This is a genomic window from Ancylobacter lacus, from assembly GCF_018390635.1.
Taxonomy (GTDB): Bacteria; Pseudomonadota; Alphaproteobacteria; order Rhizobiales; family Xanthobacteraceae; genus Ancylobacter; species Ancylobacter lacus.
In genome coordinates this window covers 1-602 of sequence record NZ_JAHBGE010000060.1, presented here as the reverse complement: position 1 = coordinate 602, position 602 = coordinate 1, and the positions used below count along the sequence as shown (strand labels likewise).

The following is a 602-nucleotide window of genomic DNA, read 5'->3' as shown; positions in this document are numbered from 1 at the left end:
CGGATGAACACATCCAGCTTGTTGACGTGGCATCATACAACCACCGATCATGCTCCTCCAGTACGGTCAACATCGGGCTGGAAATGCCGGACTTGAGGCAGAAGGAGGGACACTGTGGAGTTTGTCGTAGCGACATACCTCGCTTACGCCACGGCTTGCATGTTCGGCGCCGCGTCGATCATGCAGAAAAAAGGCAGAAGCGGCCTTGCCGGCCTCGCTCTCGGCGCCTTGCTCGGCGTCTTCGGCCTCCTCATCGCGGCGTGCCTGTCCGATAAGAAGCGGGACGAGCTGCGGATCGCCGAGATCAACGCGACTGCGGCCATGGCGGAGGCGGCGGCGGCTTCGGCGCGGGCGGCGGCACGGCAGCTGGACGCCGCGAACGACACCAAGGTGTGCCCGCGCTGCGCCGAGACCGTCAAGGCGGCGGCCCTGGTCTGCCGCTACTGCCGGCACGAATTCACGGCCGAGCCGGCCTGACGGCGCTCCCGCCCTACTGCCCAACCCATTGACAATGAAGGCGCCTGCCAGGGCGCCGCGTGCCGCCGGACGAAAAGTCGGATGAACACATCCAGCTTGTTGACGTGGCATCATACAACCACCGA

At 65.0% G+C, this 602-nt stretch carries 1 protein-coding gene; it reads left to right on the top strand.

Features of this window, described 5'->3' with window-relative positions:
- Positions 1-180 precede the first annotated feature (180 nt).
- Entirely contained in the window at positions 181-477 is a 297-nt protein-coding gene (locus tag KHC27_RS14855) for a zinc ribbon domain-containing protein (protein WP_213340173.1), read from the top strand.
- Positions 478-602: the final 125 nt, after the last annotated feature.